This window comes from Kribbella albertanoniae (genome assembly GCF_004348455.1).
GTDB lineage: Bacteria > Actinomycetota > Actinomycetes > Propionibacteriales > Kribbellaceae > Kribbella > Kribbella albertanoniae.
In genome coordinates this window covers 44,389-59,773 of sequence record NZ_SMKA01000010.1, presented here as the reverse complement: position 1 = coordinate 59,773, position 15,385 = coordinate 44,389, and the positions used below count along the sequence as shown (strand labels likewise).

16 protein-coding genes are annotated in these 15,385 nt (G+C 63.5%); 8 read left to right on the top strand and 8 right to left on the bottom strand.

Annotated elements, in window-relative coordinates; genetic code table 11:
• Window positions 1-88: 88 nt before the first annotated feature.
• Complete coding sequence (locus E1261_RS04850; protein WP_132402464.1) at window positions 89-274, bottom strand: hypothetical protein; 186 nt, start codon at window positions 272-274, stop codon at window positions 89-91.
• Window positions 275-451: 177 nt separating this feature from the next.
• Here E1261_RS04850 and E1261_RS04845 point away from each other — a divergent pair, with 177 nt between their 5' ends.
• Window positions 452-1,165, top strand: coding sequence for a helix-turn-helix domain-containing protein (locus E1261_RS04845; protein ID WP_132402537.1), 714 nt, complete (start codon window positions 452-454; stop codon window positions 1,163-1,165).
• Window positions 1,166-1,722: 557 nt separating this feature from the next.
• Here the strand turns inward: E1261_RS04845 and E1261_RS04840 are convergent.
• Both E1261_RS04840 and E1261_RS04830 read right to left on the bottom strand, forming a co-directional pair.
• Window positions 1,723-2,118, bottom strand: coding sequence for a sigma-70 family RNA polymerase sigma factor (locus tag E1261_RS04840; RefSeq protein ID WP_132402461.1), 396 nt, complete (start codon window positions 2,116-2,118; stop codon window positions 1,723-1,725).
• A 1,117-nt stretch (window positions 2,119-3,235) separates the two neighbouring features.
• Entirely contained in the window at window positions 3,236-4,156 is a 921-nt protein-coding gene (locus tag E1261_RS04830; RefSeq protein ID WP_132402455.1) for a hypothetical protein, read from the bottom strand.
• Between the two features lie 258 nt (window positions 4,157-4,414).
• On the opposite strand from E1261_RS04830, the gene E1261_RS04825 reads away from it, so the two are divergent.
• Both E1261_RS04825 and E1261_RS04820 read left to right on the top strand, forming a co-directional pair.
• Window positions 4,415-4,606 carry a hypothetical protein gene (locus E1261_RS04825; protein WP_132402452.1) on the top strand — a complete coding sequence of 64 codons (192 nt, stop codon included), beginning with the start codon at window positions 4,415-4,417 and terminating at the stop codon, window positions 4,604-4,606.
• A 513-nt stretch (window positions 4,607-5,119) separates the two neighbouring features.
• Window positions 5,120-5,662 carry an HD domain-containing protein gene (locus E1261_RS04820; protein WP_238176009.1) on the top strand — a complete coding sequence of 181 codons (543 nt, stop codon included), beginning with the start codon at window positions 5,120-5,122 and terminating at the stop codon, window positions 5,660-5,662.
• On the opposite strand, the gene E1261_RS04815 is transcribed toward E1261_RS04820, so the two are convergent.
• Entirely contained in the window at window positions 5,659-6,135 is a 477-nt protein-coding gene (locus tag E1261_RS04815) for an NUDIX hydrolase (RefSeq protein WP_132402446.1), read from the bottom strand. The genes E1261_RS04820 and E1261_RS04815 overlap by 4 nt on opposite strands.
• Entirely contained in the window at window positions 6,135-6,878 is a 744-nt protein-coding gene (locus E1261_RS04810) for a helix-turn-helix domain-containing protein (RefSeq protein ID WP_132402443.1), read from the bottom strand. The genes E1261_RS04815 and E1261_RS04810 overlap by 1 nt, the downstream gene beginning before the upstream one ends.
• Window positions 6,879-7,005: 127 nt before the next feature.
• Here E1261_RS04810 and E1261_RS04805 point away from each other — a divergent pair, with 127 nt between their 5' ends.
• The 5 genes from E1261_RS04805 (at window position 7,006) to E1261_RS04785 (ending at window position 11,089) form a co-directional block, all read left to right on the top strand.
• Window positions 7,006-7,371, top strand: coding sequence for a hypothetical protein (locus E1261_RS04805; protein WP_132402440.1), 366 nt, complete (start codon window positions 7,006-7,008; stop codon window positions 7,369-7,371).
• Window positions 7,358-8,794 (top strand): SMP-30/gluconolactonase/LRE family protein, encoded by a 1,437-nt coding sequence (locus E1261_RS04800; protein WP_132402437.1) that lies wholly within the window; start codon window positions 7,358-7,360, stop codon window positions 8,792-8,794. Before E1261_RS04805 ends, E1261_RS04800 begins: the two co-directional genes overlap by 14 nt.
• Window positions 8,781-9,236 (top strand): PPC domain-containing DNA-binding protein, encoded by a 456-nt coding sequence (locus E1261_RS04795; protein ID WP_132402434.1) that lies wholly within the window; start codon window positions 8,781-8,783, stop codon window positions 9,234-9,236. The genes E1261_RS04800 and E1261_RS04795 overlap by 14 nt, the downstream gene beginning before the upstream one ends.
• Window positions 9,237-9,332: 96 nt before the next feature.
• On the top strand, window positions 9,333-10,298 hold the full coding sequence (locus tag E1261_RS04790; protein ID WP_165952367.1) for a hypothetical protein: 966 nt from the start codon (window positions 9,333-9,335) through the stop codon (window positions 10,296-10,298).
• A 215-nt stretch (window positions 10,299-10,513) separates the two neighbouring features.
• A complete protein-coding gene (locus E1261_RS04785; RefSeq protein ID WP_132402428.1) occupies window positions 10,514-11,089 on the top strand; it encodes an RNA polymerase sigma factor in 576 nt (191 codons plus the stop codon).
• Between the two features lie 426 nt (window positions 11,090-11,515).
• On the opposite strand, the gene E1261_RS04780 is transcribed toward E1261_RS04785, so the two are convergent.
• The 3 genes from E1261_RS04780 to E1261_RS04765 all read right to left on the bottom strand — a co-directional run bounded on the left by E1261_RS04780 (window position 11,516) and on the right by E1261_RS04765 (window position 15,038).
• On the bottom strand, window positions 11,516-11,929 hold the full coding sequence (locus E1261_RS04780) for a VOC family protein (RefSeq protein ID WP_132402425.1): 414 nt from the start codon (window positions 11,927-11,929) through the stop codon (window positions 11,516-11,518).
• Between the two features lie 93 nt (window positions 11,930-12,022).
• Complete coding sequence (locus E1261_RS04775; RefSeq protein ID WP_165952366.1) at window positions 12,023-13,120, bottom strand: lipase family protein; 1,098 nt, start codon at window positions 13,118-13,120, stop codon at window positions 12,023-12,025.
• Between the two features lie 1,219 nt (window positions 13,121-14,339).
• The gene (locus E1261_RS04765) at window positions 14,340-15,038 is read right to left on the bottom strand and encodes a hypothetical protein (RefSeq protein WP_132402417.1); all 699 of its coding nucleotides are present in this window, start codon (window positions 15,036-15,038) and stop codon (window positions 14,340-14,342) included.
• Window positions 15,039-15,385: the final 347 nt, after the last annotated feature.

Genomic DNA, 15,385 nt, shown 5'->3' with positions numbered 1-15,385 from the left:
CGCCCCCGGCCCAGGTCATGCAGGACATCGCAGATCATGAGTACGGCGAGGGTGCAGGCCGTGATCACGAGGGCCCAGTTCTCGGCGATCACAGGGCCACGCCTGGGCGGTGGTGGTCTGCGTCCTCGATGGTGACCCGCAGGCCGGCGAACCGGCGGCCCATCCCCTGTGCGAACGCCGTTGCGGCCTTTGCTGTCGTCGTCTGGTCGACGATGGGGAACTCGCCGAACCAGACTCGGACTCGCTGCCGTTCAGATGCCGTCGTGTCGCCCACCCTGGGCACTCCTTCATCAGTTTGCGGACGGCTCGACGTCGCTGTCGAGCGTGCCTCAAGACTGGTGGCGACGGCACGGACAGGAGAACCCTATCCACGGACATTTACGGACATTTCGTGGTACTGTCCGATCAGACATTTACCGACATCTAGCCGTGGGTTGGGATGGCGATCCGAGTGAACGAGGTGCTCCGGCGCGCGATGTACGACGCTGGCCTCACCGAGCTCGACCTGTCAGTCGAACTGTCCGTGGATCCCAAGACGGTCCGCAACTGGATGCGCGGTCAGGTACCGCATCCCGGGCGGCGCGCGTCGCTGGAACGGTTGCTCGGCGTTGACGTCAACGTCGTGTGGCCGGAGCTCAACTCGTCGGTTCGGATGGGGGATCGGCCGTCTGAGCTCGCAGCTGTCTATCCGCGGCGAGACCTGTTGAAGTCGCAGGACTGGCTTGCGCTCTTCGATGGAGCGAGGTCTCGGGTAGATCTGCTGACCTTCAGCGCGTCGTTCCTGTTGGACGACTCCCAGATCATCCAGCTGTTCGAGCGCAAGTGTGCCGAGGGTGTTCGCATGAGGTTCGCGCTTGCGCTTCCGAACAATGAATCCGCGGAAGCCGATGAAGCCGTCGCAGACCAGCTCCGTGGAACGCTACGCCTCGTGAAGCCGTTGCTACGGTTCGATCGGTTCCAGCTTCGGCTGCATCGTGACGTGGTCTACAGCTCGCTCTACCGCGCGGACGACGACCTCATCGTCAACCAGCACGCGTACGGCGTACCAGCTGCGGAGTCGCCGCTCTTCCACTATCGCCGCACCGAGAGCAGCGAAATCTTCGATGCCTACGAGACAAGCCTGGAAACTATCTGGTCGATGGCCGCTCCAGCGCCTTTGGGCTGAGATCAATGCCGTAGGCAAAAACAAGATCAACCTGCTTCTCATACAGATCCAGAGCTATGACCTCCGCCTGCCATGCCTTCTCCCAATCCAAGATGCTGGCAGCGACCTTGCCGGCGAGTGCCTCTACCTGCTCCCTGGAAGAGACCGTTTCAATCCGGGCGTCAAGGTACCCCCCGACCGCTCGACAAACAGTTGGCGTAAATCTGTGCCGTTCGCTCCCGGCTCTCCTTCTCGGTCCTCTTCCGCGCTCCGAGTGGTCGCCCATCAGGTACCTGACACGGCGATTGCTGCAACCAGAAGCGTGATCACTCGATAGGACCGCCGGTTTCGACCAAGCACGACGATCCTGCTCCTGGGCTGTGACGTAGCCCGCTAGCGTCATCTCCAAGTCCTTCACTCGTCGCCGCTCTGTAGCGCGCCGGCGGAGACTGTTTGCCTGGGACATCTGATTCCCTCGTCCCGACCAGGAGCATAGGCCCGCCGATAGCCGGCGTCACCTACGGTGGATGCTGTTCGGTTAGCCGCTACGAAGCCGACCAGGTGTCACGGCAGTCGCGTTATCTCTCGGGCAAGCTGGCGACGGCGTCCCGCAGTACCTCGGCGGTGGCGGCGGCCAGTACGTCGACCTCCGGCCCCTCGGTCTGCCGGTCGTGCGTCTCGATCTCGTCCGTGACCACCTCGAGCCGGACCCGGCCGGACTTGTAGTGGTCGGTGATCAGGTTCCGGGCGATCGTCACCAGCCAGGCGCCGAAATCCCGGCCCTGCCAGCGGAAGGAGTCCAGCGCACGCAGCGCCCGGACGAACGTCTCGCTGGTCAGGTCCTCGGCGAGTGCCGATGACGACACCCGAGCGTATATGTAGCGATAGACGGTGAGCGAGTACTCGTCGTAGAGCTCACCGAAGGCACCGACGTCACCTGCCTGAGCGCGATCGACGAGCTCGGCCCGTCTCATCCCGTCCGGACTTGGCTCCGGCCGCGGATTGCGTACGCCCGAGGTATCGGCCTTGACAACTGCAGCGAGCGGTTTGACGGCTTCTCTGCCTAACGTGGGCACAACGAGTGTCCGGAACACGCGGTCCAGTCCAGACGCAGCGGGAAGTTGCAGCGCGGTGTCCCTAAGTATCTGCGCTTCTGGTGCCCGGATTGCTCCGGGAGGACTCATTCGCCACCGAGGTCGTTTTTGGTGCCGGCCTCTTTCGAGAGCCAAGCGCGTGGGTCCGGCGACTAGCTCCGGGGGTGTGCGCGGAGCGCACCGGAAGAAGTTCCACCATTTCGTTTGAGCGGGGTCATCGCTCACTCGCGAAGAGTGAAGGTGAAGGTGAAGTTCAACTTCATCGCTGATGTGCACGGTTGTGGTCGCGGCCAAGCAGGCCCAGATGATGGGTTCGAAGCGAACTTTGTCGGCAAGTCCGAACGACACCATCGAGCGAGCGACGTCTTCTCGGAGATACGAGAAGAGGTTCAGATTCCAGGTCGCTTCAAAGGAATTCGCGGTCACCACGGGGGACTCAGGAGAGCGCGGGACGGGATCATTGTTTGTGACCTGCAGCGCAGCTAGGAGTGCTCGTACTTGGCTCGGCCGCCCGTACTCGACGAACGAGACGACGACTCGCGACTCCGCGGCGGGGAGATACCAGAGACGAATCAGCTGCTCGCCAGCGAAGTCGGTTTCATGGTCTGGGAGCAGGCACGTGCCGAGTGAGTAGCTTCCGCTGGGGTAGGTCCACGTTGGTCGAGAGCTCACCCCATTCGGATCCGTTGACGAAGGCCAGTCAACCGGCTGCGCGCCGCGTTCGATGAGACGGAGCAAAGCGTCGTCGACATCGCCTTCAGGAACCTGCGCTGATGGCTGTTCCTTCGTCTCCCGCGCGTAGTCCTCGTCCAGCACGGCATCGAGCTCTACGAAGAACGAATCCGGTGTCATCGCCTCGTGCCGCAGCACCGCGGGGGCACCGAGACTCGAAGCTTCCAGAAGCTGATCAAACTCGGAACCTGACTGCCGGGCATCTGGCCGTGGGTCGACGGTGCAGGTCTTCTTCTGCTCGTCACGGTGGTTCATGTCTTTCTCCCTAAGCCCGGTCGTCGGAATCGGCAGAGGCGGGCGATGGTGGACTGTCACCCTCGAGGTGGCGCCGGTACTTGGCCAGTCGGTACGACTCGGCTTTACGGGTCAGCCCAGCCAGGTTCCTTGCCTCAGCTGGCTCGTAGCCGACTGCCTGGAGGCCGACGAACTCGCGCAACTGCGGATCCTTCAGCTCGCTGATCGCTCTGTCGATCTGGTCGTGGCAGGCCGCCACATCGACAGGGTCCGGTGCCTGCCCGGGAAGCTGGTCGAATCCCGGCTCATCGTCTCCCAGGTGGTGGAGCTCGGCGCTGATGATGTGTTCCTTGAGCCACCGGTTGTAGATCCGAGGAAAGTTCTGGGTGCAGTGCTCGATGAAGAATGACTGCGGACTACGGCCGCCGTCTGGGTCCCAGGCGCGCAGGCCTGCAGTCTTGAAGGTCCTCGCGGTTTCGATCACGGTGTCCTTGACGACCATGTCAATGTCTTCGTTCGACCAACCGGGATGCGGGTGCATGATCGGCGTCATCGACGTTCCGCACTTGGTGAAGATCTGTCCAGTCTTGGCCCAGCCGACCAGCACTTGATACGCGTGGGCCGACAGTCGTCGGCAGACCTTCTTGTAGCAGGTCTGAAGGTCGTCGCCGGTGAGCCTGCCGTCGGTCAGGAAGGCCAGCAGTTGGATGTCGATCGCTCGACGGGCGGCCGCCTCTGCCTCGGTCTCGTCCGGTTCGATCGGTACAGAAGCCAGGTCGTCGAGCACCCGCCAGTCGAAGGCCAAGAAGGCGTCGGGTGATCCCGGAGCGAAGTCAGCGAGGCGGGGTTTCAGATCGTTGTCCGTCGTGTCGGTACTACTCCTGAGAACACTGCTCGGCCTGCTGATGACCCCGTCAGGGTGCTCCGGTTCAGGTGGCGCTGAGTGGGTCATCGCTTGCTCCATGTACCTGGTCCGAGGGGGCACCCCGGGCGACGTCTCACCCGAGTTCGACCGAGGCGGCAGATGGCGGAACCGCCCCACTCGCCAGGGTTATATGCACCCCTCGTCCCGGATTGTCCCCAGAACCTGGACTTTTCTGCTGATCTTCCTGAACGACTCTGGCCTTCCAGACCACAGGGGGCAGATTGCGGATTGGACTGCATAGGACCTGGGTGCGCTGATGAAGCGACCGACAGGGAGGACACCCCAATGCCCAAGCAGTCAGACAAGGCAGCCGTCTTGACCACCCGCCACGCCCTGATCTGCCTGATCGCGATGCTGGTCGGCGCCGCCGCAGGCGGGCTGCTGTACCTTGCGACAGAGTCCGTCCCTCTCGCGGTTCTCACGGGCGGCGCCTCCTTCGTGAAGGCTTGGCAATTCCTGGACTCGGTCATCGGGTAGGACCCGCAGAGCTTCGTCGGCGCAGTGAAGCACTGCGTCACTCGCCGGAACGAGCCGACTGCGGTACCCGCGTCCGGTCAAGCTCGCGTATCGAGGCTACTAGTGGGGGCGCCCGCGTCGCAGCAGGCCGCTTCAGCGGCAGAAGCCCACTGATGTCGGTGGCCGCGACAGGGCCAGAAGGAACAGCGAAGATCTTCCCTACACTTGTCTGCCGACGCCGTACTGGCGGGGCGACGCCAGACATCCTTAAACACCACGAAAGCTGTAGCACGTCATGCTTGCCTTGAGTGGTGGCGCACCCGTACCGCGCCGACGGCCAGATCAGCCACAGTCCCATGGCGAGCCCTGCCGCAGTCAGTTCCCACAGCAGGACATACATCGAGGTAACCCCCGAACTGGTGCCGCCCCGGGTGTTGCTGGAGTTAGCAGGTATCTGCCGATGGGTTCCAGAATGTCTGAAGATTTCTGTCGGTGTGGTGACGGTGTCCCGAGCCGCCGACGTACTGTCGAATGGTGATCGACGTTGAGGAAGCGAAGGCGGTGGCGGAGCGGTTGCTCCGGGATCAGCTGCCACGCCGGTGGGCTCACACGCAGGGTGTGGGGGAGCGAGCTCATGAGTTGTGGGGTGTGCTGGGGGAGCGGACGCCAGTGGTTGAGGTTGCTGCTTGGCTGCACGATATTGGGTACTCGTCGGTGGTGCGGTCGACCGGTTTCCATCCGCTGGATGGCGCGCGGTACCTGAGGGACGTGCTGGTGGTGGATGACATGGTCTGCCGCTTGGTCGCGCATCACACCGGGGCGCTGGTCGAGGCCGACGAACGCGGGATCTCTGACTTGGCGGACGAGTTCTCGCTCCCGGACCCGGACCTGCTGGACGCTTTGACGTACTGCGACGTTACGACCGATCCGGATGGGTGCCGCGTCGAGGTTGAGGAACGTCTGAGCGAGATCATGATGAGGTACTCGAGCACTCACGTTGTGCATCGGGCGGTTGCTCGGTCGGCGCCCCTGCTGCGGAAGTCCGCGTTCAACATTCGACGGCGGCTCGGCGACTAATCGAAGTACAGAGTCGCGCCCGGCTTGAGATAGTGGTTGATTCGGCGGCGCATCGAGCGGTCCATCTGTAGGTTCTCGAGGGCCTCGCGGTCTACCCAGTGGACTCGGGTGCTTTCGCTGCTGGGGGTGGGCTCGCCGCCGGTCGAGCGGGCTCTGAGGAGGATGGAGAACTCCTGGCGGGCTTCGTTGTTGCTCGTGTACAGGATGATGTGCTTCGGGTCGGTGAAGATGCCGATGACGTCGACGATCTCGCAGTCGATGCCGGTCTCTTCCTTGGTCTCCCGTACGGCGGCCTGGGCCATGGACTCACCGAGGTCGATCGCGCCGCCGGGGACTGCCCAGTTGCAGTTGTCGGAGCGTTCGATCAGGAGGATCTCGCCAGCATCGTTCTCGATGACGACGTTGACCGACGGAACCATGCTGTTGGCAGCAGGAGCGTTGGGGTCGTCGTAGTAGTCGATTCTGCGAGACATCAGGCCTCCGTCATCGGGGTTGCTTCGTCCCAGACTCGCTCGAAGCTCTCGAGGTAGTGGTTCGCCAGTTCGCCGCCGGGGATCCTTCGCAGGTGCCAGACCGGGGCCTGGGCCGCGGGCAGGCCGTAGATGTGGGTGTTCACGAACAGCCGGTCGTCGGCGCGGTAGATCGAGTTGTAGAGCACGGTGCGATGCATTCGGAACTCGACGCCGGCCAGTTTGGGAACGTCGCCGTACACGGCAATGGTGTTCCGGATCTTGGCTCCGAGCGTGTCGCCGATGCCTTCTTCTCGACCGCGTTCGGTGACGTTGGGTGCTGAGGGGTCGCCTAGGAGGATTCTGATCCGGGCGCCGGCCTTGGCCTTCTTCCGGATGATCCGCTGGAAGCCGGCGTCCTCGGCGAGGAAGAGTCCAGCGTAGACGAGCACTCCGAGCTCATTCGTGCCCGAGTCGAAGAGCTGGCGCCACTCATCGCCGGACACGTCGGATCGGCGTGGGTAGACCTTGACGACCTCGCTCTCGGAAACGGCGGCTGCCCGATCGCGGGTGAGTGCGTCCGGCCACAGGTACGACTCGGCGTGGCCGAGCCGGATGGCCAGGGCGTGCCGATTGCGCGCGAAGGGAAGCTTGCCTTCGCCGACCCAGCGCTCGACGGTTTTGACGTTGACTCCGAGCTCCTCGGCCAGTGCATGATGGGTGAGGCCGTGCTCAGCCATCGCTGCTCGCAGTCGTTCGTTAGCCACGAGGTCTAACCTAAGACATTTCAGGACATTTTGAGCGCAATGAGGACATCCCGGAGATGTCCGAGTGTGTGGTGATGCTGTACGGCGCTCCCGGTACATCCTGCTTGCAAGAACCCTAGGAGGGGTCATGCGAGGCAGAAGGATGTACGCGTTCGAGATCGCGACGCGCGAGAGCGACGGGCGCTGGACGGTGGTTGCATCGGGGACGAACGTCTTCAGCCGACCGCCGAAGGCGACCGTCCGCAGCCTGGCTGAGCGCTGGATCCATGAGCACACCGGTCGGCTCGGAGGCGGCCGGTTGGTCATCGTCGGGCGTCGCCGCGGTGCTCCGCGAGCCTTCGTGGCGGGTGTCCGGATTCAGCTCCTGGATCGGCCTGGCGGCTACGCGCTGGCCACGGCGTACGTCGGTGTTGACCGGCGTGACGCCGTACGGACTGATCGGGATCATTACGAGTTGCCGGTGCTGACCGGAGTGGACCGTGACCGACGCTAAGCGGAAGCCGAACCAGACCCTGCGGAAGGCGCGTGGGTCGATGACGCAGCAGATGGTGGCGGACAAGATCAACGAGGCTGTTCTGCACGCTACTGGTCGCGAGGCGCTGGTGGCGGCGAAGAACATCTCCGACTACGAGTGCGGCTTTTACTACTGGCCGCGCTCGGATGTCCGGAACGCATTCTGCAAGGTCTTCGGGGTGGCGCGCCCACAAGACTTGGGTTTCCATCCTCCGGTCAAGGTGGCTCCGGTAGCGCTGAAACCCGTGGACCTGCTGACACTGGCGCAGCCACGGACTGCATCGGGTACGACCGAGTGTGTGAAGGTTCCGGCCGGCCGGTCGTACCTCGGGGTTGAGATTGCTGGTCACTACTGGGCCGCCGATCGCGTCGGTCGTGATGTGCTCCTGATCGATCCGGATGAGGAGGCTCTGACTGCTCTCAGGCGGCCGGATCGGCGTGCGCTTGTGGTCGCGGTCGATCAGGACAGCCGCCAGTACGTGGCCGACGGCCGGCGCTTCGTCGACCGGGCAGAGCGTCGTACAGGTCAGCAGGCCGTGCCTCTGGCGAACATCGTCGACGACATGACGGTCGGCATCATCTGGGCAACCATGAATGCCGACACGTCGTTGCTTGCCGATGATGCTCAGCTCGTGCGAAGTCAGGCGTACGTCGCGCATCACGAGAAGTCGCTGGCTTCCCAGGCCGCGGTGGAGGAGGTCCCGACGCTCAATCCTCTCGCGAGCCAGTGGCTGGGATCGCGATTCTGCTCGCGTCACGTCTTGCGGCACCTGGACCAGATCGAGGACGAACCGCTGTTCTGGACTCGGGAGCAGCGCGGTGAGGAAGCTGCGAACTGGCTGCTCTGGACGCACAAGTTCGACTACCTCCGACGTACCTCGCGCAGATTCACGAACCTGCGTCGCGGGTTCTGCATCCCGGAGAGCGAGGTCAGGGCATCGCCGCGATACGAGCGGGTGATGCTGCTGCTCGCGATGGCGCTGATGGAGGCCTTCGGAATCCGAGTCGAACTCAGCGTGGAGCCGGAGCATTCCGAGGTCGAGGGCTTCGTCCTGGCCAACCAGGCGATCGTGGCCAACTGGATTGGCAGCCCTGGGCTGTGGTGCGTCGAAGCGAGCGCGCCTCCATCGCGACTGTCCACCTACCGCAAACTCGCCGACCAGGTCGTCGGTGAATCTCTGACCTCTCAGTCGACTCCGGTGAGTCGCCTGGCCTTCCTGGCCAGCCACCTCGACATCCCTTGGGGCTGGTTCAGAAAGCGATGCGTCGAGCTGGCAGCCGTCGGTGTCGACGACATCGCCCACCCGAGCAGCCGCCTCCTGTCCACGCGCGGTCTGAACACCGCCATTCGCTACGTTGCATACATCGACCTACTCGAAGGAGACGACTTTGCGCGCCGCTGAACTGACCATGGGCCGAACCTTCGCGGTCCACTTCGACCACGGCGACGACTTCTACACCGCACTGGCTGAGTTCTGCGTCCAGCACGAAGTACGCCAGGGCTTCATCCCGATGTTCATTGCCGGCATGCGCGAGGTCCAACTCGTCGGCACCTGCGAGAAGCTCGAGAACCCCAACGCCCCGGTCTGGAGTTCGGTGCATCTGGAGAACGTTGAGGCGGTCGGTGCGGGGACTCTCGCGTACGACGACGCGTCCGGCAACGTCCTGCCGCACATCCATGCATCGGTCGGGCTGAAGGCCCAGTCGGCCACTGCTCACACGAGTCACCTGGTGGGTGCCAAGATCCAGTTCCTGACCGAGATGTACGTCGTCGAGATCCGCTCACCCAACTTCTCGCGAAGGCCGGAGACAGACTTGTACGGCGTGCCGTTGCTCAGGTTCTGAACAATTGGTTGCCCATGGCTACAAGGCTCCAATCACCGACTCCTGGATCAGCGAAGCTGGGTTCTGAAGAAGTCGCCGTCCGGCGAACGTCGGACCGTGGATCACATCGAGGCGTGGAAGAAGGGATTGGGGTCGCGGATCCCCGATCCAAATGCAGTGCCAACGGCTGCTCGGCTGCGACAGTTGCTCGAGGTGAGTCACGCAGCCACCAGGTTCTATCGTCGGGAACTGTTCAGAGACAAGAAAAGCTGGCCGCGCAATTACCTCGAACGCGGCGGCGCGCTTGCACAGCTGGACACTGAATCGAGGTGGCTGGTCGGGTATGCGCCTGACTCGCGGTCGCGGCTGGTAGATCACCTGCGGGCGACCGGGTTCGACCTCACGACAATCCGGAATGCAGGTCTCGGAGTCCTAGGCGCGGACGGCAGGTTAGTGGACCGTTTTCGCGATCAACTGATGCTTCCGGCAAGGGACCACCGCCTGCAGATCGTGGGCTTCACCGGCGTACGACGGAGCAGTGGTGCGGTCTACTACACAACCTCGCCGGACACGCAAATCCATCGCCGGTCAGGAAGCGTCATTGGTATCGCCGAGCAACTCGAGCTTCTGGCGGGCGAGGCGTCGCCGGTACTGGTTGACGACCCGCTGGATGCGTTCGCCATTGAGAACGTCAGCCGACTGAGCGGCGGCCGATGGGCCGGCATCCCGTTGTGTGGCGCCCTGCTATCGGCGGACCAGGCGCGAATCCTCGGGGCCCGTGCGGTCGCTGACACCGTGGTTGTCGTCGTGTCGGAGAACGAGGCTGCACGACAGAGGGCCATTGAGATTCTCCCTGACCTCGCCAAGGCCTTCCGGCGAGTCCAAGCCGTCGACCTACCGCGGGCCTTCTCGCCCGCCACGTTGAGGATGAGACACGACGGCCTTCAACGCCTACATGACGAGCTGCTCCTCACTCGTCCCCTGGCTGATTACCGATCGCGTCCGCGGCGCCGCCGAACTCGCGAGCGCCCGGCTGGCGATGTACCGCTTGAGATGGAGCGAGGCCCATCGCCTGAGCTGTGACCAGGCAAGGTGATCCAGTCGAGTCCACTGGACACTCCAGGACCGTTCCTGCTGCTTGTACGGCGGACGCATAGGTATCCGGATGCTTCAGATAGGTACCGCACACCGATGCTCCGCAGTCGCTATCGCACCGACTCTGGTATTGACCTGATGGCACATTACGAGGGAGGGGCGGTTGTCGACTGCGGTCGGCATCCACCCACGAGGTGCGTGAGATGTTGATTAGCGTGGATTCGGAGCTGGGGGAGCGATTCCATCGTGGGGACCTCAGCGCTCTGCCCGAACTCTACGGACAGTTCGGGCGCTTGATGTATGTAGCGGCGTACAACATGCTGGGCGACCGAGAGCTGGCTTCCGACGCTGTCCAGAGGGCGTTCGTCCAGGCTTGGCAAGGAGCCGGTGGGTTCGACCCGGCCCGTGAGTTGAAGCCTTGGCTCTACGCGATTACCCGACGTGCCGCTGTGGACGTATATAGGCGCGAGCGCCGAGCGTTGGCGAATGTCTCGCTGGATGTTTCCTGGGAAGCCGAGATGCAACACGCCACCATCGCCTCGATCGAGGACACCTGGCAGGCGTGGCAGGTCCGCGAAGCCTTGGACAAGCTCCATCCCGACGAGCGACGGGTGATTCAGCTCGCCTACTTCGATGGCTTCTCCCAGAGCGAGATCGCCAGGCTCCTGAACGTCGCGCTAGGCACAGTGAAGAGCAGGACGGCCCGGGCACAGCGTCGCCTCGCTGAGCTGCTCTCGCACCTGCGAGAGGTCGAGTCGACAGCGCGCAAGGCATGCTGATGACCTGGATTTGATTCGGGGGTTTGATGACATCGCTGATAGCTCCGCGCGTGAAGGTCCACAAGTCGTATCTGGAGGCCTGGGACGAATTCGAACTCGAGGAGAGCCGCTCGTTGGGTGCGAGTCCCCTCGGCAGAGCCTGGACCCGTGAAGAGGTCGCGTCGCCCTCTGGGTTCACAGCGCTTGTCCACGCTCTCGCGCTCAGCGGTGACAAGCAAACCGTTCTGCTGGCGGCCGCGTGCCTGAGACGACTCTGTGGTTCGTCGAGGTCGACCAGTAACAACCAAGCATCTCTCGGAGTCATCAAGTCAGTCGGTGGTTGGCATGGCGCGCATCGCCGTGGAGTCTGTTGCTTCTGGATCCCTACTTGGGTGCTCCAAGGGTGCTACTTGTGGCGCCCTGGGTCTGTTCTGGTGGGGCCCATTGTTACCGCGTCGGAGCGAAGTAATGGGGGTCGTGATGGACGATCTCGATCATGATTCGGTCGGGATCCTCGAAGGCGAGGGTGTAGTAGCCGCGCCGGTAGCCGAGTTCGATAGGGCCGTCGCCGAGCAAATCTACGGAGAGATGATCGAGGTGTGCAGCCATGTCGTCGACGAGTTGCTTGCTGGCAACAGCGATCGCGAAGTGGCTGAGGCCGATCGCGTGGCGGTGATAGCCCGAGGCCGCGTGGGCCGGCTCGACCGGGCAGAGTACGACGACGGCATCGCGGCCATTGGTGAGCCGGGCGTATACCTGACTGCTGTCTGCCTCCAGGAATCCCAAGGGGGCAAGCGTCGTCCGGTAGAACGTCACTGACCTTGAGAGGTCAGAGACGTTCAGCTCGACATGACTGAACATCTGAGGAATCAGCTCCGGGTGACATGGATCAGACGTGATGGCCGCGCGGCGCCAGGATGCTGGTGCCGCAGAGCCATCTATGAGGCAACGTGCTCAGCGCATGCGGTCTGCTGCCCAGGCGAGGATGTCGGCCTTGGCTGCTGCCATCACGCCTCCGTGATCGGCTCCTTGGTAGAACTTGAAGGTCACGTCGTTGCCGACGGCACGAAGCTTCTCGGCGGTTAGTGCGGTCGCCGGTGGGTATGAGGTAAGGTCAGCCGTTCCTTGTCCAAGGAACACCGGATCGCTGTGACGGACGATCGGAATCTCTGCGTCACTCTCCAGGAGATCCAGCAGACGCGCTTCCTCCGCCGCGTCGACGGCGAACACGTCCGTGCTGGGCCTGCCAGCCAACTGTTGGGCGATCGCGGTGAAGCAAGTGGTGTCCATCGCTGCGGCCAGCAGTTGCTGACCAAACGGGGTGAGGTAGCCGGCCGGGTCGAAGTCAGGGTGCGTCGTTCGAAGGCCTGCGAGGATCAGCAGCACTGATGGATTAGCAGGTGTTTCAGGATCGAATGGCTTTGCTACTGACGCAGTGAGGCGCCACTGAGTCGTCGGCGCGGTGCCGACGCTCCCTCGGTAGTCGAGCTCCGGTGCGTAGCGTCGTACGGTGGCGCCGGTGAAGAGCGTGGCCTGAGCTCCTTGCGACTGCCCAACTGATAGCCAGGCTTCGCTGAGTGGCTCGTGAAGCTGCTGTGCCGCCCGCACGATGTCGATCACGCCGTACGCCTCAGAATTGCCGTTGAGGTAGGCGTGTTCGCCGTGTGTTCCCAAGCCCTCGTAGTCAGTGGCGACGATCGCATAGCCGGCGGCCAGCCAACTCTGCAGGAACTCGGTGTCACGTTGGGAACGGCCCGAACGCGAGTTGGCGCAAACATCTGCGACACCCACCGTGCCGTGCGCCCAGCTGACCACTGGCCAACCGGCCTTCGGCGCGTTCCCCCGCGGGATGAATACCGCCCCCGACACAGCGATCCTTCGCCCGTCATGGCTCGTGGAGCCGTAGTGAATCCGATACGCCTTCGCCGTGTTCGGCAGCCACAGCGTCTTGGGCAGGCGCTCGGACTTCAGGAGCTGACCGGGACCAGCGTTGCGGTTGGAAACGACAGGCCCAGGGGTGGCCGACCCGTGGTTCATCGTTCCGTCGGCCACCGCGCTGGCGGCTGTACCGGCGCCGGAAGCCGTCAGGGTAAGTAGCGCAATTAGCCCAGTCGTCCAGGCGCGCTTCGGATGCTTGAATCTCATTCAAGCATCCTCCTTCGGCGCGAGCGGACAGACTTCGGTACTGACTACCTATCTCAAAGGGCCGGGTACCTATCGGGCGTCGCTAGGCTTGGCCGCTCGAACGCGAGACTGACCTATCCCGCCGGGAACGGCTTGGTCCCCTGATGGCAGACTCGCCGCGTCGGCAGCAGTGGTCGCTAAGTGCTTGGTCGGAATATCGACAGATCTGCTCCCGAGCTCGCGACGGCGAGTCGCTCGTCCGGCGCCCAACTCACGAGGCGGGCTGGGAAGTTTCTTAGGTGAGTCAGAGTGACGCCACCGGGCTCTCTGACGGACACGCCGGATCCCTGTGGCTGCGACCGCCAGCCACCAGTCGCAAGCCTGCCATCCGGGGACCAAGCGAGCGTGTCGAGCCAGCCTTCGTACTTGTCCGCTGTATTCGGGCCACTGCCGGTCCGAAGATCCCACGTCGCGAGCACGGCCGACTGTCGTCCGTCATCGTCCTGTTGGTTCCATCCCCAGGCAAGGATGCCGTCGGGCGACCATGCAAGCGAGATCTGAGGATATGGCGAAGAGGCTTCGAATTGCCCGGCGGGAGCGCCATAGCAGCCGCGGTTCCAGAGATGGACACCTATTCGTCCCTGACCTGGATCATGGACACCTGCCGCTAGGAGGCCATCCGTTGACCAACTGATCGACCGAACCCCCTGTCCGAACACCGCCATCTCGACCGCCTCCTGATGGAAGTCCTCGTCGAGGACTAAGACGACGCCTCCCGTTGTGTCGACGATCTCGCCGCCCAACGCCAACTGACGGTCGGCACCCCAGCTTGCAGACAGGATCCGCTCAATTGATGGCGGGAGAACACAATGCTCGACTCGACCGCTCGGGTCATAGTGGGTGGCGAAGCCCCGTCCCGCACCATCATCCCCGCCGGCGACCGTTAGTCTGCCCTCCGGCGACCATGCGAGCGCGTGCACGAGTCCGTCAGGCTCGAGATCCCCGATGATGTGCCCGGCCGGGTCGTAGACATAGACAACCTCGCCATCCTCCGCCGTGTGCCACCCTACGGATAGCAGGCCGTCTGGTCCCCAAGCCAGCGCGGTGGGCTCACCTGCGCCTGGTACGACGGTCTCCCGCCAGCTCGTCATGTTCTCGGACGTCGACCGCTGATCTGGAACCGCCACTCTGCCTCCAAGGTCGTGGAATGTGTCGGCGGCAGTACGTCAGGCTCGGTGGACTTGGATCTAAGTCCACCGGCACGGTCGCGTTCCTGGCTTGACCAGTCAGATCGGCGAACGAGAGCGGTGGCTAGGATGACGAGATCCAAGCAGAGAACGCAGAGGGCGAAGGCGATACTCGTGAGGCGCCAGTCCCCGAGGCCTGCAAGGGCCACGACTGCAGCCAGGATCGAGAGTGCGTAGGCTTGGAGCGGCTCTGTCAGCGGCTGCCGATACGCCTTGATGATTGTCGGCAGTGCGGCAGTGATGTCGGTGAGAATGCTGAAGCAGATGGCCCAGAGTGGGGAGTCCGTTATCTGCCACAGCATGAGTCCACCTCCTGCGCAGACCGCGCAGACGACGTCGGCTCTGGTAAGACGGACTGAGCTGTGACCCCGGGTCAGGCCAATGACCAGGATCAGTGCCGGCCCGACCGCGTACGAAATGCTGAGCCAGGCAGCGGCGCCACGCCCGTCGAAGTGCTGAGCAACCCCGGCGATGAGCGGTGTCAGCATCCAGAAGCTCCAACTGACGAGGTTAGGGCTGGCGGTGCGTCGGTACGTCGCAATTGCGTAGGTACCGATGCATGCGAGCCGGAGCGCGACCGCGACAATCAGAAGTGTCATCCGGTCGCCTCAAGGGTCGTGGAGTAGTCCGCCCAACAAAAGTGCAGGGCTCGGTCGATCGCTGGGTCAGCCTCGACCGACCTACCGCACAGCGCTAGCCAAAGCCCCATGTCTGCCCCCTTACTTGTCAGGTAGCGCTACGCAAGCCCGTTCATCGTCGGTTCCCTGCAGCCCCACGGGCTCACCTGGCACAGGTATCTAGGTAGGTCCTGCCTTCAGATAGGTAGGTGCTACCGATGTTGAAGGGCGCGGCTGACCGCCAACCTTGCATGGACAGTGGGCTGGGGTCGGGCAGGCATGGATGCCCGCGGTGGTCCTGGCCGCGAAGTTCCGACGAGGGATCGCGG

Coding starts and splice junctions, on each gene's coding strand:
- E1261_RS04805 (WP_132402440.1), top strand. CDS start 7,006: ATGCGAGGCAGAAGGATGTACGCGTTCGAGATCGCGACGCGCGAGAGC.
- E1261_RS04780 (WP_132402425.1), bottom strand. CDS start 11,929: ATGTTCAGTCATGTCGAGCTGAACGTCTCTGACCTCTCAAGGTCAGTG.
- E1261_RS04765 (WP_132402417.1), bottom strand. CDS start 15,038: ATGACACTTCTGATTGTCGCGGTCGCGCTCCGGCTCGCATGCATCGGT.
- E1261_RS04785 (WP_132402428.1), top strand. CDS start 10,514: ATGTTGATTAGCGTGGATTCGGAGCTGGGGGAGCGATTCCATCGTGGG.
- E1261_RS04840 (WP_132402461.1), bottom strand. CDS start 2,118: ATGAGACGGGCCGAGCTCGTCGATCGCGCTCAGGCAGGTGACGTCGGT.
- E1261_RS04815 (WP_132402446.1), bottom strand. CDS start 6,135: ATGTCTCGCAGAATCGACTACTACGACGACCCCAACGCTCCTGCTGCC.
- E1261_RS04830 (WP_132402455.1), bottom strand. CDS start 4,156: ATGACCCACTCAGCGCCACCTGAACCGGAGCACCCTGACGGGGTCATC.
- E1261_RS04825 (WP_132402452.1), top strand. CDS start 4,415: ATGCCCAAGCAGTCAGACAAGGCAGCCGTCTTGACCACCCGCCACGCC.